This window comes from Bradyrhizobium hereditatis, assembly GCF_020329435.1.
Classification (GTDB): domain Bacteria; phylum Pseudomonadota; class Alphaproteobacteria; order Rhizobiales; family Xanthobacteraceae; genus Bradyrhizobium; species Bradyrhizobium hereditatis.
In genome coordinates this window covers 14,246-34,412 of sequence record NZ_JAGKJK010000019.1, presented here as the reverse complement: position 1 = coordinate 34,412, position 20,167 = coordinate 14,246, and the positions used below count along the sequence as shown (strand labels likewise).

Sequence of the window (20,167 nt, the reverse complement as noted above, 5' to 3'; positions counted from 1 at the left end):
GGACGTACTTCCAACTTATACCATCGGCTGGAAACGGGCCTGATCAACCCGTAGTTTTGCTGCGACATTCCATCCTAAAGCCGATGGAACGAACCGCAAATGCGGAGTCACGGAACGCAGTGCTGATTTAAGCCGAGGCGGCTCAGAGTAAGAGCCCGACCGCTGTCTCTGCCACTATCCTGCAGAGCTCCAGCCCATCAAAGTTGAAGTTCAGCCCGCTCTAGTGCAGCTTCCGTCGCTTCGCGGTTGAGCACAACGATATGCTGTGTCTTGGGACTTGACTTGCCTGCGTCGCCTAGCAATCCAAGTCGCTTCAAGACGTAAAATAGCATTGCGTATCGCACCTCTAATGTCGCGCGCCCATTTCTCATTCCGTAATCCTTCGCAACGACAGCTTGTTGGCTGGTCGTCAGCGCCGGATGCGGTCCAATTTCCACAGCGAAGGCATCTCGCCATAAGTGGTCGACAGTAGCGGAACCACCGGGTTCGCTAGGATCCCTCGCTTCAAGTATGCGCGGCAACAGGAAATCCTTGAACTTCTTGTCGAGGTGGCAAAATGCCCGCGCGTGCCAACGAAATCCGTCATAGCCAAATGCATGCGGCGTCATTCGGCGCCATATCGCATTGGCGCGTACAGGGTTCATTGACTGGTAGTAAATTTCAATGGAGCGGTTCTCACGTATCGCATCGATGACTGCTCGCAGCACGATAGGATCGACCTCTCGTCGCGGAGTCAGAGCAATATCCATCTGCGGTGGATTGGCGATCCAGGATTGGCGAGGTTCTATAAGCCCCTCAGCGATTGCGCGCAGGCGCGACAGATAATTGTCTGGATCCGGCTTGAGGAAAATCGGCGCGAATTGCGGGCTCGCGATGTATCGCTTCGCGCTTTTGTCGTAGATCGCGTTTTGAGGCGCGCGCTCCTGGTACAACGTCAGATCCTTCGAGGCCTGCGGAACAGAGACGTCGAACATCTCAATGATGTCCGAGCGATTGACTCCGCCCTCCCAGAACAACCGGAACTCTATGAATTCGAGCCGCCGTTCCACCCCCCATCTTAATTCCGCCGCGCCTTCTGCCATCAAGTTCACTCCCACGCGTCCGATACAGATCAAAACTATATGGACATTGAAACTATTCTAGTGTAGTTAGTATCCTCATCAGCAGGTTTCTCGTCAATAGAGACGGGCGCAAAACATGAGGAAACACAATGGCAAAGCGCGGGTCGAATCAGGAAGTCACCAGCAAAAAGGCGGCCAGCGCCGCTTCCCGGATCCTCCGGAACCCTAGGAACAGCAAAACCGCGAAGACGGCGGCGGGCTCGGCCCTGACCCAGCGTCCGAACAAAAAGTAATTGCGGGGGAAGCGGTCAGGGATCCCACCGGGATACTCGCCCGAGTTTTTCTCGTCTTAGGAATCGGAACAACGACCACTCCGTAGGGTGGCCGAACGTAGGAGTCTGCAATGCCTTATGAGATTGATTTCCTCCGCGCTGGAAACAGCAACGGCGACGCCATCATCGTCAAATACGGCGACACCAAAGACGGGAATTTCTCCCTTAACCTGATTGATGGCGGCTTCACCGACACCGGCGACGAAATCATTGCCCATATCAAGAAGCACTACGCCGCAAAGGCGAAGATCGCCAATGTGGTGTTGTCACACGCCGACAACGACCACGCTACGGGCCTCATCAAGGTGCTCGAATGCGAAGATTTCACGTTCTTTGACCTGTGGATGAATAGACCCTGGGACTATGTTGATGACGTTATTGACAGCTTCCACGGTGCCTACACGCGCGAGGGGCTGATCAAGAAGATGCGTGAGATGCATCCGTATCTCGTCGAGATGGAAAAAATCGCGGCGAAGCGCGGCATCACTATCAGGACTCCGCTGCAGGGTGCGAAGATTGGCCCGTTCACGGTGCTCGCGCCGAGCCGCGAGCGCTACATCAAGCTGATTCCCGATCTGGACAAGACCCCGCCCTCTTACGCCAGCGCGTCCAAAGGCATCTTCGGCTCTTTGGTGAAAGTGGCATCGGACGTCGCTCAGAAGGTGTTGGAGCGCCTGGATTTCGAGACACTCGACGATAATCCGCCGGCAACGTCAGCCTCCAACGAGACTTCGGTGGTGCAGTGGGCCTCCTTTGGCAACAAGCGGGTGCTCTTGACCGCGGACGTCGGTCCCGAAGGCCTTGCCGAAGCGGCCGACTACGCCGAGCAGATCAGCCTACTGATCCAGCCGACGCTGGTGCAGATCCCGCACCACGGCAGCCGCCGCAACGTGACGCCGACAGTGCTCAACCGCTGGCTTGGCCGTTATCCCGCCGAGAATCAGGGACACGCCGTCGCCTCGGTGGGAAAAAACGCCGACATTTACCCCCGGAAGAAGGTCGCTAATGCGTTCACGCGTCGCGGCTACAAGGTCTACGCCACTCATGGCGGCTGGATCAATTTCGTCCACGAGTACGATAGGCGCGCTGGCATGCAGGATGCCGACGTCATTCCGTTTAGCCCGGATACCGAAGACAATGACTAAGGTCCTGCCCAAGTTCGACAAGTACACCCTTTACGCACGTCTCTTCCCGGCCGTCATCGCGGCGGCTCCGGCTATTGCACTCGCTTGGACCGTCATCGCCGGCAAGGAAGTCCGGTTGGTGCAGGCCATCGCCGGCACCGCCTTAGCCGTGCTGCTGATGGTATTCGCCGATATCGCTAGGCGCAGGGGCAAGGCGATCGAACCTCGCCTGATTGCGCGGATGGGCGGTCTGCCAAGCATCACCATGCTGCGGCACCGTGACCCGACGTTTGACGCGCCGACCAAAGCCCGGATGCATGCGTTCCTGGCAGAAAAGCTGGCTGAGGCGGCACCGACCGCGGAACAGGAGGCGGCCGCCCCTGAAGCCGCGGACGGCTTTTACACGCGCGCCGGCAATTGGCTGCGCGAGCACACGCGCAACAAGAAGAAGTTCGACATCCTGTTCAATGAAAACATCACCTATGGCTACCGGCGCAATCTGTTTGCGCTCAAGTGGCCGGCCTTGATCCTGAACATCCTGATCGTCGTCGGCACTGCCGTGTATTGGTGGGTGCAACAAGGCCCGCTTGATCTGCTGCCCGTTTTTGTGATCGCCTTCCTGCACGCAGCCTATCTGGCGACCTTCTCAACCCGGTCGGCCCTCGAAGAGGCATCCCGCACCTACGCGCGCCAGCTGCTGCTAAGCACGGAATCGGCAGAACTTCGGAAGCCGCCGCCTGCGGCCGCCAAACCGCGCACTCGCAAGAAGAAGGCTGAAGGGCCTGATGCTCTCGCGACCTAGGTCGTGAACCTATCAACCGAATTATGGAGAACGGTGGAAAATGGCTAGATGCACAGCGCCAGTAGAAGGCCATCGCTCAGCGAGCGCTGCAGCGAACTGCCCTGCATGCCGCGGCCGCTCTGGTCGCTTCGGCGGCTACAGCAGCTACCGGTCGTACTCGCCCCCGTCCTACTCCTCGTCGTGGACCAGCGGGAGCAGCGGCGGCGGGTCCGGCGGCCGCGTCAGGGCGAGATGGTCGCGAGCGGGCTCGTCCGTGACGTACACGCCTGCCGAGGTGCGGGCGCTCACTCCGGTCCGCGAGAACGTCGAGAAGCAAGCGTCCCTGGACCTTCGGGACGTCTTTCTTTGCCATGCGTGGGACGACCGGCAGGGGGCCGCCAAGGAACTACACGACCTGCTCGAATCACGTGGTGTCAAAGTCTGGTTCAGCGAGAAGGACGTTGGCCTCGGCGTGCCGTTGCTCCGCGCCATCGACAAGGGCTTGGCGAACTCGCGGATTGGGATCGTGCTGGTGACCCCTGCGCTGCTGCGGCGCCTCCCAACAGAAGGCATCGCCGACAAAGAACTTTCGGCACTCCTCGCTGGTGAGCGTCTCGTTCCCGTTGTGCACCAGACGACGTATGAAGCTCTCCGCGAAGTTAGCCCTCTGCTCGCCTCGCGAAGCGGCCTGAGCACCGCAGAAGAGCCGATGGCAGACGTTGCATCCAAGCTCGCTGAGCTGGTCGCCCTCTAGCTCTATTGCCGGGCTGGCCGACCCCACCTCGCACTTATGTAATGGCAGAGGTAAGCAAGAAGCCGCTGTTCGAGCCCCGTTGTGGCCCAACCCTGTCGATCACATTGTCGCGAATAGATGGCCAGCCGGCTGCCAAAAAAACCGTTTGAAAAACCGTTTTAGTCGGCGCTTCTCAAACGGTGAACGCGGCTAAGTCCTTGAAAGGCTTGGTGGGCGCACCAGGGCTCGAACCTGGGACCCGCTGATTAAGAGACGTATGATTTCGGAGGAGAATCAAGGGCCATTCCGACAAACGCGTCGTTAAACCTACATTGAACCGGCAGTTTAATTTCCTCTTGTCGGAATGCCGCGGCAGCGAGTCCGGCGCGGACAAGTGGAAGGCGCCGGGGATTCGAGTCAGTGGTCCGCTACATCGCTCAGACCTATTGCCGAAGCTCTATTTTCCATGCCGTCGGGCGGCCTGAGGCGACGATCGAGCTCTTTCACGCCCATGGCGCCCTTGAGTTCAGGCGTGTGGCCTGCGGGCGGCCGCTCTGTTGGCGACAGGCGCGGCAAAGCCGTACAGGAACTGGTCCACCACCATGTCGGCAAATTCCTGTGGCGCGATGTCGCCCTTGGGATCGTACCAGGTGTGGCTGAAGTTGAGCATGCCGAACAGCATCATCGTGTAGACACGCTTCGATCGCTTGACGATCTTGCCTTCGGTATCGAGCCGGATCAGCAAGTCTGAAACTGTATCGACCAGTTGCCGCTCCAACGTCTTGATGGCCTTTTGCTCGGCTTCGGCAAGGAACGCCAGATCGTTCAGGATCAGGCGCTGCTCGTTGGTCGAGCGCGCGTTGAGCTCGACGATGGCGCGGATCGCGGCGCGGAACCGGTCGAGATTGGTCGACTGGCGTGCCATTGCTTCTTCGACATCGGCGATCATCCGGCGCACATGCGCGTCCAGGATGGCGAACAGGATCGCTTCCTTGGAATCGAAGTAGTGATAAAGCGCGCCACGCGAGAGCCGGCAAGCATCCGCCAGATCCGCAATCGAGGCGCGCATGTATCCCTGCTGCGCAAACAGCGCGCAGGCCGCGTCCAGAATGCCGCGCTGGATGTCGTCGTAGTTTTCAGAGCGCGTCCGCGCCATGCGAGCCCCTCATGACCGGCAGCCGAGCATCGGCGTCCGAATCCCTATCAGCACTTCACTATCATACCGCCTCGGCACAAGCCGCCGTTCCCCCGACGCTCCCGGACATTTTCCCCGGTCTGCGACAAGAACGATTCAAAAATTATTTGAACGGCCGGTCGGATTATAATATGATCGCTTCCTGTCAAACAAGCCGGACACGCCCGGACCAACCGGCGGCCCGCGCTCTCGGGGAGGAATGCTGTGACCCAGCCACGGGCGGATGCTGTCGTGATCGGGGCCGGTGCCGGTGGCCTGTGTGCCGCGGCACGGCTCGTCCATGCCGGGTTGCGTACGATTGTCGTCGACGACAAGGATCGGATCGGCGGTCGCGCCTCGACCGAGGAGATCGACGGCTTCAAGGTCAATATCGGCGCGATCGCTATCGAGTTCGGCGGGGTGTTCGAGGAAACCTTTCACACCGTTGGCGCACCGCTCAACATCCGGGCACCGGAGCCGGCAAGCTCATTCTTCATCGATGGCAAGCTCGTCGATGTCGGCCGGGGCGGCTGGTCGCTGCTGCTAGGGCAACTCACCAAGCAGGCCGCTCGCATCCTGGAGAAATTCGCAGATGCGCGCTCGGGCAACCTGCCGGACGGCCGGCAATCGACCGAGGACTGGCTCAAGGCTTATACGAGCAACGCCACGGTGCATGCGATCTTCCGCAATCTCTGCGCGGCGATCTTCGCCTGTAACGCCAACGAACTGCCGGCGCGCGCGTTCCTCACCTATTTTACCGGCAAGGGCGCCTTCAAGCGTTTTGGCTTCTGTCCCGAAGGTACTATCGGGGTCTGGAATGCGCTGGCCTCAGTCATCAGGCGCAATGGCGATATCTGGCTCGAAACGCCGGCGGTGCAGATCCACAGCACCAATTATCGCGTCGAAGGCGTCACCATCCGGCGCGGCGGGCGAGAGATCCGGATCGAGACCGATCTCGTCATCAGCAACGCCGGCCCCAAGGCGACCCTCGCGCTCGGCGGCGAGGCCGCGTTTCCCGCCACCTATGTCCAGCAAGTGCAGCGTGACCTGCGCCCGGCCGCCAATATCGTCATCAACATCGCAAGCCGCGAGCCGCTGGTAGGTCATCCCGGCATCATTACCTTCGGCAAGACGCGACGGCTCTGCAACATGGCCAACCTCACCGCGACCTGCCCCGAGTTGGCGCCGCCGGGCTGGCACCTCTATGTCGCCTACGCCGTGCCGGTCCCGGCGCTCGGCGATTTCAATTCCGACGCGGACGTTGCGCTCGCGTTCGAAGACTTGCGCGAGCAGTTTGCGAATTTCGGCCAAGCCAAGATCCTGTCGATCCGCGTGATGCGCGACGACTGGCCGGCGCAACGCAGCTGCGCCGGCTACGATTTGCCGCGCGAGACCGGCATCGAGGGCCTGTGGTGCGTGGGCGACGCGGTCAAGCAATACGGCAATGGCGGCACGCAGGCTTGCGCCGAGACGGCAAAACTCGTCACCGATGCGATCCTCGCGAGCCGGCCGCGGTTGCCGCAGCCGAACCGGGCCTGAGCGCGATGCCTACGACGATCCCTGGGCAGGCGGCTGTGCCGCTCACCTATGCAGAACCCATAGGAGCAATCCTGCTGGAGTTCCGCAATATCCGCATCGTCTACGACAACGCGATCGAAGCGATCCGCGACGTCAGCATCGCCGTGCCCGAAGGTGGCATCGTCGCGCTGCTCGGCTCCAACGGTGCCGGCAAGTCGACCCTTCTCAAAGCGATGTCCGGCATTCTCTATACCGAAGAGGGCGAGATCGAGAATGGCTCGATCCGCTTCCGCGACGAGGATGTGCATCACCTGCCGCCCGACGAACTGGTGCGCCGCGGCATTGTGCAAGTGCCGGAAGGACGGCGCGTGTTTCCGGCGCTGACCATCGAGGAAAACCTGCAGATGGGCGGCTACATCAGGACCAAGGCCGAAGCACGCGAGCTTCGCGACAAGGTGTTCGCGCTGTTCCCCCGCCTGTTCGAGCGGCGCGACCAGATCGCGGGGTATATGTCCGGCGGCGAGCAGCAGATGCTTGCGATCGGCCGCGCGCTGATGACCGATCCCGTCCTGCTCGCACTGGATGAGCCCTCCCTTGGGCTCGCGCCGCTCATCATCGACCGCATCTATGAGGTGATCGTCCGGCTGCGCGACGAAATGAAGATGACGGTCCTGCTGGTGGAGCAGAACGCGCAGCGCGCGCTCGACATCTGCGACTATGGATATATCCTGGAAACCGGTCGCGTTGTGCTCGACGGCACCGCGAATAAGCTCACCGCCAACGAGGACGTGCAGGAATTCTATCTCGGCGTCTCCTCGTCGGGGCGCAAGAGCCTGCGCGACGTCAAGCATTACAAGCGGCGCAAGCGGTGGCTGTCGTGACCGCGCTCCTGTCAGCCGAAAACCTCGGCAAGCGCTTTGGCGGGCTGCAGGCAGTCGCCGACGTCAGTCTGACCGTAGCGCCCGGCGAGATCTGCAGCGTGATCGGCCCCAACGGCGCCGGCAAGACCACGCTGTTCAACATGATATCAGGCGTGCTGCGGCCGAGCGGCGGGCGCATGGTGTTCGACGGCGTTGATCTGTCGACCGTCTCGCCCTGGAAATTTGCCGCGCTCGGCATCGGCCGTACCTTCCAGAACCTCGCGCTGTTCAAGCATGGCACCGTGGTCGAGAACATCCTGACCGGCCGCCATACTCACATGCGCTCGGGCGTGCTCGATGCTGTTCTGTTCCTCGGCCGCGCAAGGCGCGAGGAGATCGAGGCGCGGCAGCGCGTCGAACACATCATCGAGTTCCTCGAGATCGAGCACGTCCGTGACGCCATTGTCGGCACGCTCTCCTATGGACAGCAAAAACGCGTCGAACTCGCGCGGGCGCTTGCCTGCGAGCCAAAGCTGCTGCTGCTCGACGAGATGGTCTCCGGCATGAACCAGGAGGAAACCGAAGATATCGCGCGCTTCGTGCTCGATATCCGCGACGAGCTCGGCATCACCGTACTGATGATCGAGCATGAGATGCGCATCGTGATGGACATCTCCGATCGCGTCCATGTGCTGAACTTCGGCCGAAAAATCGCCGAGGGCACGCCGGCGGAGGTGCGGCGAGATCCTGCTGTAGCAGAAGCCTATCTCGGCGGCCAGCGTGGCGAAACGGCAGTAAAAGCGAGCGCCTGATGACAGCCATCGAGACCATGCGCACGGCCCAGCCCGCGATATCAGCCGAATCTGCGCGAAGCAAGCCGGACTCATCGGCCGCCGCTCTGCGGGCGGCCCTGCAGAACGCCGCCATCACCCTGCCGCAGCTGCTGCGCCAGCGCGCTGCCATGCACGGTGACAGACTAGCGCTGCGGGAGAAAGAATACGGCATCTGGAATCCCTATTCCTGGCGTCACTACTACGAGACCGCCCGTGCAGTCGCGCTGGGGCTGATGTCTCTCGGGATCAAGCCCGGGGACCGCGTCGCCATTGCCGGTGAGAATACTCCGGAATGGTTTTATGCCGATCTCGGGACTCAGATGATCGGCGCGGTCGCGGTCGGCATCTACCCCACCAATCCGTGGGTCGAGCTGCAGTACATCGTGCGGCATTCCGGCTCGCGCGTCGTCGTCACAGGCGACCAGGAGCAGACCGATAAGGTACTCGACGCGCTCGCCAACAATGACGGCCTGCCCGCGCTGGAAGCCATCGTGTGCGTCGACATGAAGGGCCTGCGCCACTATCGCCAGTCGCAGCTGATGTCGTTCGAAAAGCTTTGCGAGCGCGGCCGCGCCTTTGCGCGCGACAACCCCGATGCGGAGCCAGCGCTCGACCGGCTGATCTCGCAAGGCGCTCCCGATGACGTCTGCATCCTCGTCTACACCTCGGGCACTACCGGCCCGCCAAAGGGCGCGATGCTGACCCACCGCAACTTGATCTACGCGGCATGGACCTATGCCGAGATCGTCGGCATTGCCGACAAGCCGTTCGAGGCAGTGAGCTACCTGCCGCTCTGCCATGTCGCCGAGCGCTGCTACGGGGCGGTAACGCAGCTTGTGCTCGGCGGCACCGTCAGTTTCGCCGAGTCGATCGATACGGTGGCGCTCAACATCCGCGAGATCGCGCCGACCTTCTTTGTCGGCGTGCCCCGCATCTACGAGAAGCTGCAGCAGGGTTTCCTGTTCCGGCTCGGCGAAAGCGGCAGGCTGCGCCAGTGGTTCACAAAGGTCTGCCTCGCCTGGGGCCGCATACTGTCGGACCGCCGACAGGAAGGCCGCGAGAAGTGGTTCGATCCTCTCGCCTATACCCTGCTCTATCTTGCGATGTTCCGCAACATGCAGCGGCATCTCGGGCTCGCGCGCACCCGGCACCGGCTCTGTGCGGGCGCGTCGATCTCGCCGGAGACGCTGCGCTTCTTCGACATCATCGGCCGGCCGGTATCGCAGGGATATGGCCTGACCGAAAGCGGTGGCGTCGCCTTCATCCAGACCGAAAGCCATCACCGCCTCGGCGGTTGCGGGCTGCCGATGCCGCACACCGAGTGGAAGCTGGATAGCGACGGCGAGATCCTCCTGAAGAACCCGGGCGTATTCAAAGGCTATTTCCTCGACGAGAAGGCATCGACCGCCTCGCTCGAGCCCGGCGGCTGGCTGCGCACCGGCGACATCGTCGAGGTGCTGGAGAACGGCGAGATCGCGGTGATCGACCGTAAGAAGGCGATCATCATCACCGCCGGCGGCAAGAACATCGCGCCATCGGAGATCGAGAATGCGCTGAAGGACTCCGAGTTCATCAAGGAAGCCATCGTGGTCGGCGAGGCCAAGAAGTATCTCGGCGCCATCATCCAGGTCGACTACGACAATGTCGGCCGCTGGGCCCGTAACAGGGCGCTCGCCTACACCAACTACAAGTCGCTGTCGCAGCTTGCCGAAGTGCACGAGCTGGTCGACCGCATCGTAGGTGAGACCAACAAGCGCTTTGCGCGGGTCGAAAACGTCAGACGTTTCGCAATCCTTGAGAAGGAACTCGACCACGATGACGGCGAGCTGACGGCCACTCAAAAGGTGCGCCGCGCCATGATCGAGAAGAAGTTCGCGCGCGAGCTTGCAATCATCTATCCGGCGGAGGGCTGATGCAATACTTCACCCAGCTCGTGATCTCGGGCCTCGCTATCGGCGCCATTTACGGCCTGATCGCGATGGGGTTTGCGGTGATCTACAAGTCCACCGGCCTCGTCAATTTCGCGCAGGGCGAGATGACGATGATCGTGGCCTATATCGCCTGGACCATCTCGACCACCGTCAGCGGCAACCTCCTTGTCGTCACGATCGCCGCGATTATTGCCGCGGTCGTGCTCGGGCTCGTCGTCGAGCGCCTCGTAATGCGGCCGATGCTGGGTGAACCGCTATTTGCCACCGTGATGGTGACGATCGGGCTCGCGGTCATCCTGCGCTCCTCCATCAACTTCATCTGGGACGCCTATCCCCACGGGCTTGACGTCGGCTTCGGCCGCGACATAGTCCGCGTCGGCACCATTGGCGTGCGCACCGGACAGATTGCTGTCATCGCGACTTTACTGGTGCTGCTCGCGGCGATCTGGGCGTTCTTCCGCTACAGCAAGTTTGGCGTCGCCATGCGCGCGGTTGCGGCCGACGATCGGACTGCGCTCCTGATGGGGATCAGCGCGCCGCGCGTCCACGCCGCGGCCTGGGCAGCATCTTCCGTCATTGCCGGGATCGCAGGCGTCTTCTTCGCCATCTCCTATGACCTGTCGCCGGCAATGTTCCAGCTCGGGCTCAAGGCATTTCCGGCCACCATCCTCGGCGGCCTCGATGCGGTACTGGGCTCCGGCGTCGGTGGGCTCCTGATCGGCATCACCGAAAATCTCGCCGGCGGCTATTTCGGCTCCGGAATGAAGGAGGTGGCGGGCTTTCTCATGATCATTGTGGTGCTGATGATCCGCCCCTTCGGCATTTTCGGCGACCGCGACATCGAAAGGGTTTAGGCGATGCGCACCGGTGACTACAAGCAGACCTATGGCGAGTTGGTTGCCCTTGTCGATTCACCGCCGGTCTGGCTGTGGTCTGTGGTGCTGGTTCTGGCCCTGATCGGCGCCCCCTATGCGCTGAATGCCTACGCGCTCTCCTTTGTGACGATCATCCTGATCACCGTGGTCGGCGCGCTCGGCCTCAACATCCTGACCGGCTATACCGGGTTGATCTCGCTCGGCCATGTCGGCTTCCTCGTCACCGGAGCTTATGCCTATGCGATTCTTGTATCCAAATATCAGATGCATCCGCTCGTCGGCTTCCTCGGCGCCGGCGTGGTGCCCGCGCTCGCCAGCCTTATCGTCGGCGCGCCGTCACTGCGCCTGAAAGGCCTCTATCTCGCCATTACCACGCTCGCGTTCTCCTTCATCATCAACACGGTGATCCTGGAAGCGCGCACGCTCACCAACGGCGCCCGCGGCATCGCGGTGCAGCGGCCGGAACTCTTCGGCATCAGCTTCGACAGCGACGTGGCCTTCACCTGGCTTTGCCTGGGCTTTGCCATCGCCACGCTGTTTGCCACGCTCAACATCCGCCGCAGCCGAGTTGGCCGCGCCTTTGTCGCGATCCGCGACAACGATACCGCCGCTCGAGTCATGGGCATCAATCTGCATGCATACAAACTGCTCGCCTTCGTCACCTCCGCCTTCATAACCGGCATTTCCGGGGCGCTCTACGGCATCTATCTCTCCTTTGTCAGCGTGGAAGGCTTCCCCTTCCTGCTCTCGATCGAGGCGCTCGCCATCCTGATCGTCGGTGGGCTTGGTTCGGCACTCGGCGCGGTGCTCGGCACGGTGCTGATCGTGCTGCTGCCGGAAGCGACGCGCCTCGTGTTCAGCCTGTTCAGCGCCCAGATGGATGCGCTGTTTTCGACCGGCGCGCAGGAGCTGAAGAGCATGCTCTACGGCCTTGCCATCATCCTGTTCCTGCGCTTCCAGCCGCGCGGCCTCGTCGGCGTCTGGCACGATCTTAGGCGGACATGGGTGCATTGGCCGCTGCGTTACTGACCAGGACAACAAACACACAAAGGGAGGAAGGGAAATGAATAAATATCTGGCGTCTGCTTCGCTGCTGTTCGCGAGCGTCCTGCTTTCCGACGGACCGACGCTCGCACAGCAAGGCATCACCGACACCGAGATCGTGATCGGCGACGTCGAGCCCCTCACCGGCCCGCCGGCGCTGCTGGGCGTTGCCGCCTCGATCGGCCACAAGATCGCGATCGCGGAGGCCAACAACGCCGGCGGCATCAACGGCCGCAAGATCAAGTACGTGCTGGAAGACGACGGCTATGTCACCGCGCGCACCATCCAGGGCGTCAAGAAGGTCATCGAGGTCGACAAGGCCTTTGCGATGCTCGGCATCTCCGGCTCCGGCCAGTCCATCGCCGTGATGCCCGTGCTGGAGAAGGCGGGTATTCCCACGGTGATTGATGTTGCGCCGGTAAAATTTCTCTGGGAGCCTCCGCGCAAGAACGTGTTCGTGGTCGGCCAGTCCTATGAGGAAGGCATCATCCACTTGGTAAAGTATCTCGCCGACAAGAACCCCAACAAGAAGTGGGGCCTGATCACGCAGGACGACGACTACGGCATCACCGTGCGCGACGGCTTCGACAGCGTCGTCAAGGAAAAGAAGCTGAAGGTCGTCTACAGCGGCAATTACAAGAAGGGCCAGCAGGATTTTTCGTCCGACATGCTTCAGCTTAAGGATTCCGGCGCGGAAGTGTTTCTGGCCGGCGGCATCATCGCGGAGAATATCGCGATGATGAAGGAGCTTGAAAAACTCAACGTCAAGCCGGTGACAGGCATCTTCTGGCCCGGCCGCGTCGAGCCCGTGCTGAAGCTGATGGGCCCCGCTGGCGACGGCATCTATGCCGTCGACTATGTCGAGCCGTTTGCAGGCGAAGCCGGAAAGGCGTTCCTGGAAAAGGCAAAGCCGCTGGTGTCGGAGGCCGAATTCAAGGGCATCAACCGCTATACGATGTCCGGATATGCAGCGGCCAAGGTGCTGATTTCAGCGATCGAACGATGCGGCAAGCAGCCGACCTGGGCCTGCACCATCTCCGAGCTGGAGAAAACCAAGAACGTCGAGACCGGCGTTATGGCCCCGATCAGCTTCGGCCCAGGCGTCCGCTTCTCGAACCAGAAGCTGCAGATCATACGGGCGGACTTCTCAACGCTCAGCTTCAAGCCGGTGAACTAGCTGGCGGTCGAGCCCCGGCGAAGGATGCACGCCCACTGGGGCTCCCTCACTATCGGCCTTGGAATTCCGGCCGGCGTTTCGCCATGAAGGCGGCAATTCCCTCGCCGGCATCGTCGCTGCGGCTGGCAGCGACGATCGATTCCTTTTCAGCATCCAGCTGGTCCGAGAGGCTGGTCTCAAAGGACTGACGCAGCATGCGCCGTATGGCTCCGTAGGCAAGCGTCGGGCCGGTCGCGAGCTTCGCCGCAAGCCCGGCAGCCTCCGCTTCGACCGCATCGCTGGCCACAAGACGCGACACCAGTCCGAGCTGGAGAGCCTCCTGTGCGGTCAGGCGGCGGTTGAGCAGGAAGAGCTCTTGCGCTCGCCGCATGCCGACCATGCGCGGCAGGAACCAGGTATTGCCGCCGTCGGCAGTCAGACCCAACGCCCCGTAGCCAAGTGCAAAGCGTGCATCATCGGCCGCGACGACGATATCAGCGGCATACAACAAGCCAAGGCCGCCTCCGCCGGCGCCGCCGCGCACGGCCGCCACAACGGGGGCATCGAGACCGGTCAGCCGCTCTATCGCCAGATGATAGCTGTCGATCATCCGGCGCAACCGGTCCGGCAACTTCTCTCGTTCAGTGCCGGCGAATACGGCGAGGTCGCCTCCGACCGTAAAATTCGGTCCATCACCCGCGATCAGGACGGCACGGACCGTCGAATCTTCGGCGATCAGCGTTGCCGCCTCAAGGAGATCGGCAGCCATATAGGGATTAATCGCGTTGCCTTGGTCGGGTCGGTTCAGGCGCAGAGTAGCGACGCCACCGGCAATGCCGAGCGACACGGTTCGCAGCGGCCCGGCGGCCTCACACCAACGCGCCGTATCGGTGAACTGCTCAAGCGCCCGGATCTGGCCCGCTTCCACCGTAATCAGATGCGCAAATGCCGCGTCGAGCGGTCCGCCGTTCCGTTTGCCGCGACCGCGATAGCGGCCGGTCACCAGCAAGCGGCCGTCGGCAAGATCAAGAACCTGTTCCGGCTCGGCGCGGGCTTCAAAGTGCCGGGCAATCGCACCCCAACCGTTGCGGCGCATCGCCATTGGGCCCTCGTGCCGGCCGCCAATGCCAAAGGGCATTCCCTCGGCCGTGCGGCCGACGAACTCCGGGTGGAGCAGCCGGTCGAGTTGATCTCGATCGCCCGCAGCAAGCGCTGCGTAAAGCATGCGTGCCAGTTCAGCAGGCTTGCCGTTCTCCATGACCCACACTCCTGCGGCCTTACATCCGCTTCGCCACTTCCTCGAGCATCACTTCGGTGGCGCCGCCGCCGATCGTCAGCACGCGCGCGTCGCGGACCATGCGCTCGATCGGCGTGCCCCGCATGAAGCCGGTACCGCCGTGGAGTTGCAGGCAGCCATGCACGACCTCGTGCAGCACTTCCGGCGACAACGCCTTCACCATCGATACCTCGCGTTCGCAAGGCTTGCCGGCTTCCGCAAGTTCAGCAGCATGATAGGCCAGCGCCCGCGCGGCGGCGGCCTTGGCGGCGAGCGAGGCAAGCTTCAGGCGGACGCCTTGCTGATTCCACAGCGGACCTCCAAAAGCCTGCCGGGTCTTCACATAGCTCGTCGTCAGCTCGATCGCCTTGGCGCATTCGCCGGCACAGATTCCGCCGATGCAGATGCGCTCGTTCTGAAAGGTCTCCATGATGCCGTAGAAGCCGCGGTTCTCCTCGCCGAGCAGATTCTCGGCGGGGATGCGCACGTCCTGAAAGCCGATCTCGGCGGTGTCGGAGCAGAGCCAGCCATGCTTGTCGAGTTTTGTCACAGATATGCCGGGCGTGTTGCGCTCGACGATGAACAGCGAAATGCCGCGGCTGCCCTTTGCTGCGGGATCGGTACGTGCCGCCACGATCAGGATGTCGCCATAGACCGCATTGGTGATGAACATCTTTGAACCGTTGATCACCCAGCAGTCACCATCACGTCGCGCCCGCGTCTTCAGGCCGGCGACGTCGGAGCCGGCATGGGGTTCGGTCACTGCGATCGAGCAGACCGTCTCGCCCCGGATGATCGCCGGCAGATATTTTTGCTTCTGCGCCGGCGTGCCGCGCAAGGTGATGTGCACCGCCGACATGTCGGAATGCACCAGGGTCGATGAGGTAAAACCGCCGAAGCTCGAACGGCCGAGCTCTTCCGCAAACACCATCGAGGCGAGCGGCCCCATGTCGGTGCCGCCATACACGGTCTCGTGGCGCATGCCCAGGAAACCGAGCGCGCCCATGCGGCGAAAGATTTCGCGCGGGATCTTTCCGTCGCGCTCCCACTGCTCGCCATGCGGCACCACTTCTTTTTCGACAAAGCGGCGGACCTGCTCGCGCAGCATCCTCAGCTCTTCCGAGAGATTCGGCGGGTCGGCGAATTGAAATTCCGCTTCATTCGAGGTGCGGGGATCGGCGGTCATGACATTCATCGTACCCTCTCGGCCTCGAGGCGAAGGTGCCGGCGCAGGAAACTCGCGATCGCGGCCATCGCTGTCTGCGCCTGCGGGATTTCGGAGAACATCTGGAACACGTGGATCATGCCGTCCCAGACTTTCAGCTCGACATCGACGCCGGCGGCCTTTGCTTTCTCCGCCAACATCGTGGCGTCATCGCGCACGGTCTCGCGATCGCCGGCATGAATCAAGAGCGGCGGCAGGCCCACGAGATCGGCATAGAGCGGCGAGGCTAGCGGGTCGAACGGATCGCCACCGTCACCCATATAGCCCTTTGCGAGGGCAAGGATCATTGAACGTTGGTGAATTGGATCGGCGGTGGCCCGGCTCAAGTAACTCTCGCCAGTCGCGGCGAGATCAGTCCATGGCGACATCAGCACGCCGGCTGCAGGAAGCGCTTCGCCGCGGTGGCGCAGGCTGAGCATCGCCGTGAGCACGAGATTGCCTCCGGCGGAATCTCCGGCAAGCACGATGTCCTTGGGCTTGAAATCTTGCTCGCGCAGCCAGGTATAAGCTGCGAGCGCATCCTCCAGTGCGGCCGGGAAGCGATGCTCCGGTGCCAGGCGATAGTTGACCGCGAGGACGCGACATCCACTCGCGTCCGCGATCCGCGCGATCAGATCGCGATGCGAGGCGATCGAACCCAGACGAAATCCGCCGCCGTGAAAGTAGAGGATCGCCTTGTCGCGCGGCGCATCTGCCGGAACGATCCACTCGCCATCGACGCCGTCGGCAGATGCCTGCCGGCAAGACTCTGGTACCGTGCAGCCGGCAAAGGCCGCATCCCAATCGCTGCGCATCTGCGCAACCGATGTGTTCCGGTTCCAGCTTCCATAGACGGACTGGATGCGGCGGATTGCGCGCTCCACGGGATCGACCGCGGTTTTGTTACTGACCTCAGTCATCCGCCCAGCCCCATGCCGCCGGACACGCCGATGGTTTCGCCGGTGATGTACGACGCCTGATCGGACGCGAGGAACAGCGCGGCGGCCGCGACTTCCTCCGGTTCGCCTAACCGCCGCAACAGTGTCGCCTCCGTCATGGCGCGAAGCAGCTTTTCGCCACCCTCGCCCACTGCCTGTTCCAGCATCGGCGTGCGTATCGGACCCGGGGCGATCGCATTAGCCGTGATGCCGTAGCGCGCATTCTCGCGCGCCACGCTCTTGGTGAAGGCGATCACGCCGCCTTTGGCAGCAGCATAAACCGCGCCGCCTTTCGAGCCGAGCCGCGCGGCTTCCGAGGTGATGTTGATGATGCGCCCGAAACGGGCCGCCTGCATGGCAGGCAACGCGGCATGGGTACAGGCCAGCGCCGATACGAGATTGACCGCGATCAGCCTCGCCCAGTCTTCCGCATCGGTATCGGTGAAGAAGGCGTGCTGGTCGACGCCGGCATTGTTGACGACGATGTCGAACGGGCCGTGCTCGGCGATTGCTTTCCGCACCTTGCCGGCGTCACTGACGTCGAGGCGCACCGCCGTCGCATCTGCCTCCCTGGCCACAGCGTTTGCGCTCGCTGCATCGAGATCGGCGATCATGACGCTTGCGCCGGCTGCGGAAAAGCTGCGCGCGATTGCTGCGCCAATGCCGTGCGCTCCGCCGGAGACAAAAGCGCGGCGGCCATCCAGCCGTCCAAAGGATAATGGGCTGGCGGCCGTCACGGCTTAGCGCCCTGTGAATTTCGGCGCGCGCCGCTCGATCACGGCAGCGAGGCCTTCGCGCGCATCGGCCATTCCGGAAAGCTCCGCCACCGTGCGCGCCTCCTCCGACAAGCACTGCTCGATGCTGGTGCCGGTGCCGGCCCAGACCAGCCGCTTGGTCGCCGCCAGCGCCTTTGGCGCGCCGGCCGCAAGTTCTTGCGCGAGGGCAAGCGAGGCGCTCGCAAGTTCTCCATCCGGTACGACCCTGGTAACGATGCCCATCTGCAGCGCCTCCGCCGCAGAGATCACCGGATTGGTCAGCAGGATCGACATCGCCTTCCGCAACCCGACCAGCCGCGACAGCGTGACCGAAACGCCGGCATCCGGCGCCATCGCAACGCGCGTCGCGCCTGCCAGAAACTTTGCCGACTCGGCGGCGACCACGACGTCTGAGGCGCAGACCAGGCCGAAGCCGCCACCGCCAGCGGCGAATCCGTGCACCGAGGCGATCACGGGAGCCTCGAGCCGCAGCAGTCCGGTCACCGCATTCTGCAGATGCGCTGTTGCCTGGCGGATGTAGTCCGGTAGTTTCTCGCCTCTGGAAGCAAAGGCGCGGACATCACCACCGGCGCAGAAGTTCGCGCCCTCGCCGCTCAGCAGCACCACCCGTAGGTCTGGATGGCCGTGGCACGCCATGATCGCGTCGCACAGCGCTCTCAGGAGCTCGACGCTCATGCCGTTGGCGGCATCGGGACGATTGAGCCGCAGGCGCGCGATGCCGTCGGCGATATCGAGCAGAACCGGTCCCTTGTCGATCATGGCGTCCGTCACACCAGGAATGAAAGCGTGTAGATGGCTTTGTCGTTGTTGACCAGCGTGACCTTCTTGTAGGCCATGCGCCATTCGCCATCGACATGGCGCAGCCGGTACTCGTTGCGGGCCGCCCAGATCGTGTCGTCGCGCAGGCTCGACTCGAAGATCATGCTATTGCTGCCGACCGCAATGTCGCCACCGGCCTGCTGGTCCAGAAGCTCGATATTGGATACCAGCCGCCGCAGCCGCGACTGCGGCGTTTGTGTGAAGTGTTTTCCGGTCATCAACTGCCTGACGCGCAGCGCGATTCGCGATCGATTGTCATAGATGATCGACATCTCCCTTTCGGGGTCGATATCGGCGCCGTTGGCCGGCACCCAGTAGACGCCGTCGTCGGTCCACAGTGCTTCCCAGGCCTCATATTGATGCTCATCCTGCAAACGCGCCTCCTTGTAGAGGAACGCCGTGACGGCGCCAAGTAAGGTGGAGCTGCTCTCGCGCGACAGCATTACCGCGCCTCCATAAGCTTGCGGTAGTGGCGCCAGATACCGCGCGATGGCACCTCGTCGGTGACGTGCCCGACCTTGAAGCCGAGCTCGTCGGTGCGCTCGCGCTTCTCGCCGCGTCCCAGAAAGATCCATTCTGGATTGCGCGCCAGCACGCCGCGATGACAGCGCTCGTACATCTCGGAATCATCGGCCAGTAGGAAGCCGGCAGGACCAACCGAACCCATGGTCTGCTGACGCAGTCTGCGATTGAGATCCGGCGCGCCCTTGAACTGCAGTGCAGTGACATGTTGCACGCTGTCATCGACCGCCAGCGGCTGGATCACGAACATCTGGATTTCGGCGATGAACAGGTTGGGAAAGATCATGACATGCGGCGTGCCGTCGATCATGATCTCGCGCGCTTCTCGCTCGCCATAGGCGGCGTTCATCCGCGCGGTGTAGTCCGGCAGCCGCTCGGTCGTCGTGCCGAACCAGCTCATCGGCACGTCGCGTTTGCGGAACTCCGGCCGCAGGTCGATTTCGGTATGGCCGCCGCCATAGTCGCGCGTCAGCGCCGTGGACGCCCCGCCATAGAGCTTGCCGATCGCGCTGTCGGCCACGCCGAAGATCGAGGAATGCACGAAGGCCGGGTGATAGCCGTCACACTCGTTCTCGAGGATGAATTTCCAATTGGCCTTGACGCGGTGCTTGAGGAACCCCGCGGTGATCTCGACTTCGCCTTCCGGCGAGGTTCGCACTAGGCGGTCGATGGGTTCGGCGGCGGCGCCGAGATGCTCCCTTAATGTCGGCCCTTCGGCCGCAAAGGAGCCGAACACAAAACCGCGATAGGATTCGACGCGGGTAACGCGGCCAAGCACAAGCAGCGATTTGTCCTGCCCCTCATAGCCGTCGGGAAAGGCATAGCCGACCAGCCGGCCGTCATTGGCGAATGTCCAGGAGTGGAACGGACAGGTGAACGAGCGCGCGTTGCCCCGCTCATAGGAACAGACCTGGTTGCCACGGTGCGAGCAGCGATTGAGCAGGAGGTTCACCCTGCCCTGCTCGTCGCGCGTCATGATCACGGATTGCGGGCCAATCGACTTGACGACGTAGTCGTTGGCCTTCGGCACCTCGCTCTCGTGCCCGACATAAACCCATGTGCGATACCAGATGTTCTGCAGCTCGGCTTCGAAGATGGCCGGATCGGTATAGAGCGAGCCGTGCACCCGGTCCGAACGGATCAATTCGCCCCACTGCGACGCGCGCGGCATCACGTTCATCGCGGCTCCCTCCCAATAGAACATCGGCGC

General features: G+C 62.5%; 19 protein-coding genes. 10 read left to right on the top strand and 9 right to left on the bottom strand.

What is annotated here, in order from left to right; genetic code table 11:
* Window positions 1-197: 197 nt before the first annotated feature.
* On the bottom strand, window positions 198-1,082 hold the full coding sequence (locus J6524_RS31395; RefSeq protein ID WP_225677767.1) for a BrxR family helix-turn-helix transcriptional regulator: 885 nt from the start codon (window positions 1,080-1,082) through the stop codon (window positions 198-200).
* A gap of 382 nt (window positions 1,083-1,464) precedes the next feature.
* On the opposite strand from J6524_RS31395, the gene J6524_RS31390 reads away from it, so the two are divergent.
* The 3 genes from J6524_RS31390 (at window position 1,465) to J6524_RS31380 (ending at window position 4,052) form a co-directional block, all read left to right on the top strand.
* Entirely contained in the window at window positions 1,465-2,538 is a 1,074-nt protein-coding gene (locus J6524_RS31390) for a ComEC/Rec2 family competence protein (protein ID WP_225677766.1), read from the top strand.
* Window positions 2,492-3,319 (top strand): hypothetical protein, encoded by an 828-nt coding sequence (locus J6524_RS31385; protein ID WP_225677765.1) that lies wholly within the window; start codon window positions 2,492-2,494, stop codon window positions 3,317-3,319. The genes J6524_RS31390 and J6524_RS31385 overlap by 47 nt, the downstream gene beginning before the upstream one ends.
* A 253-nt stretch (window positions 3,320-3,572) precedes the next feature.
* Window positions 3,573-4,052: a toll/interleukin-1 receptor domain-containing protein gene (locus J6524_RS31380; RefSeq protein ID WP_312002513.1), complete on the top strand. Its 480-nt coding sequence runs from the start codon at window positions 3,573-3,575 to the stop codon at window positions 4,050-4,052.
* A 505-nt stretch (window positions 4,053-4,557) separates the two neighbouring features.
* On the opposite strand, the gene J6524_RS31375 is transcribed toward J6524_RS31380, so the two are convergent.
* Entirely contained in the window at window positions 4,558-5,187 is a 630-nt protein-coding gene (locus J6524_RS31375; protein ID WP_225677763.1) for a TetR/AcrR family transcriptional regulator, read from the bottom strand.
* A gap of 243 nt (window positions 5,188-5,430) precedes the next feature.
* On the opposite strand from J6524_RS31375, the gene J6524_RS31370 reads away from it, so the two are divergent.
* Genes J6524_RS31370 through J6524_RS31340 form a run of 7 tightly spaced genes read left to right on the top strand, consistent with a single transcriptional unit; the run spans window position 5,431 to window position 13,443 of the window.
* On the top strand, window positions 5,431-6,744 hold the full coding sequence (locus tag J6524_RS31370; protein WP_225677762.1) for a phytoene desaturase family protein: 1,314 nt from the start codon (window positions 5,431-5,433) through the stop codon (window positions 6,742-6,744).
* A gap of 5 nt (window positions 6,745-6,749) precedes the next feature.
* Window positions 6,750-7,604: an ABC transporter ATP-binding protein gene (locus J6524_RS31365; protein WP_225677761.1), complete on the top strand. Its 855-nt coding sequence runs from the start codon at window positions 6,750-6,752 to the stop codon at window positions 7,602-7,604.
* A complete protein-coding gene (locus tag J6524_RS31360; RefSeq protein WP_225677861.1) occupies window positions 7,601-8,395 on the top strand; it encodes an ABC transporter ATP-binding protein in 795 nt (264 codons plus the stop codon). Before J6524_RS31365 ends, J6524_RS31360 begins: the two co-directional genes overlap by 4 nt.
* Window positions 8,395-10,329 carry an AMP-dependent synthetase/ligase gene (locus tag J6524_RS31355; protein ID WP_225677760.1) on the top strand — a complete coding sequence of 645 codons (1,935 nt, stop codon included), beginning with the start codon at window positions 8,395-8,397 and terminating at the stop codon, window positions 10,327-10,329. The genes J6524_RS31360 and J6524_RS31355 overlap by 1 nt, the downstream gene beginning before the upstream one ends.
* Complete coding sequence (locus tag J6524_RS31350) at window positions 10,329-11,201, top strand: branched-chain amino acid ABC transporter permease (protein ID WP_225677759.1); 873 nt, start codon at window positions 10,329-10,331, stop codon at window positions 11,199-11,201. The genes J6524_RS31355 and J6524_RS31350 overlap by 1 nt, the downstream gene beginning before the upstream one ends.
* 3 nt (window positions 11,202-11,204) lie before the next feature.
* Window positions 11,205-12,251 (top strand): branched-chain amino acid ABC transporter permease, encoded by a 1,047-nt coding sequence (locus J6524_RS31345; RefSeq protein WP_225677758.1) that lies wholly within the window; start codon window positions 11,205-11,207, stop codon window positions 12,249-12,251.
* 34 nt (window positions 12,252-12,285) lie between these two features.
* Window positions 12,286-13,443 (top strand): ABC transporter substrate-binding protein, encoded by a 1,158-nt coding sequence (locus J6524_RS31340; RefSeq protein ID WP_225677757.1) that lies wholly within the window; start codon window positions 12,286-12,288, stop codon window positions 13,441-13,443.
* Between the two features lie 49 nt (window positions 13,444-13,492).
* Here J6524_RS31340 and J6524_RS31335 read toward each other — a convergent pair whose 3' ends face one another.
* The 7 genes from J6524_RS31335 to J6524_RS31305 are packed head-to-tail and all read right to left on the bottom strand — an operon-like array spanning window position 13,493 to window position 20,137.
* A complete protein-coding gene (locus tag J6524_RS31335; RefSeq protein ID WP_225677756.1) occupies window positions 13,493-14,680 on the bottom strand; it encodes an enoyl-CoA hydratase-related protein in 1,188 nt (395 codons plus the stop codon).
* Between the two features lie 19 nt (window positions 14,681-14,699).
* Window positions 14,700-15,893 carry an acyl-CoA dehydrogenase family protein gene (locus J6524_RS31330; RefSeq protein WP_225677755.1) on the bottom strand — a complete coding sequence of 398 codons (1,194 nt, stop codon included), beginning with the start codon at window positions 15,891-15,893 and terminating at the stop codon, window positions 14,700-14,702.
* The gene (locus J6524_RS31325; RefSeq protein ID WP_225677754.1) at window positions 15,890-16,822 is read right to left on the bottom strand and encodes an alpha/beta hydrolase; all 933 of its coding nucleotides are present in this window, start codon (window positions 16,820-16,822) and stop codon (window positions 15,890-15,892) included. The genes J6524_RS31330 and J6524_RS31325 overlap by 4 nt, the downstream gene beginning before the upstream one ends.
* Window positions 16,819-17,577, bottom strand: a complete 759-nt coding sequence (locus J6524_RS31320; RefSeq protein ID WP_225677753.1) for an SDR family NAD(P)-dependent oxidoreductase — start codon at window positions 17,575-17,577, stop codon at window positions 16,819-16,821. The genes J6524_RS31325 and J6524_RS31320 overlap by 4 nt, the downstream gene beginning before the upstream one ends.
* 3 nt (window positions 17,578-17,580) lie before the next feature.
* Window positions 17,581-18,375, bottom strand: coding sequence for an enoyl-CoA hydratase/isomerase family protein (locus tag J6524_RS31315; protein ID WP_225677752.1), 795 nt, complete (start codon window positions 18,373-18,375; stop codon window positions 17,581-17,583).
* A gap of 8 nt (window positions 18,376-18,383) precedes the next feature.
* Window positions 18,384-18,878, bottom strand: coding sequence for an aromatic-ring-hydroxylating dioxygenase subunit beta (locus J6524_RS31310; RefSeq protein ID WP_225677751.1), 495 nt, complete (start codon window positions 18,876-18,878; stop codon window positions 18,384-18,386).
* Window positions 18,878-20,137, bottom strand: a complete 1,260-nt coding sequence (locus J6524_RS31305) for an aromatic ring-hydroxylating oxygenase subunit alpha (RefSeq protein ID WP_225677750.1) — start codon at window positions 20,135-20,137, stop codon at window positions 18,878-18,880. Before J6524_RS31305 ends, J6524_RS31310 begins: the two co-directional genes overlap by 1 nt.
* Between the last annotated feature and the right edge of the window lie 30 nt (window positions 20,138-20,167).